This window comes from Aquitalea sp. ASV15, from assembly GCF_016429115.1.
Lineage (GTDB): Bacteria > Pseudomonadota > Gammaproteobacteria > Burkholderiales > Chromobacteriaceae > Aquitalea > Aquitalea magnusonii.
Window position 1 is genome coordinate 1 of the sequence record NZ_JAELTZ010000256.1, and the last position, 235, is coordinate 235.

A 235-nucleotide genomic window follows, 5' to 3' on the forward strand; every position below is an offset into this window, starting at 1 on the left:
CGGTATGGCCGCGGTTCCACACCGACACGAACAGCTGGCCCTGGTAGTCGGAATCGATCAGTCCCACCAGGTTGCCCAGCACGATGCCGTGCTTGTGACCCAGGCCGGAGCGCGGCAGGATCATGGCCTGTCTCTTATACACATCTGACGCTGCCGACGAACGAACAACAGTGTAGGTCTCGGTGGTCGCCGTGGGGGGGGGGGGGGGGGGGGGGGGGGGGGGGGGGGGGGGGGG

General features: G+C 68.5%; 1 pseudogene. It reads right to left on the reverse strand.

Annotated features, from left to right (window positions below):
* Window positions 1-235, reverse strand: a pseudogene (locus JHD64_RS22140) (hypothetical protein); the annotation flags it as partial.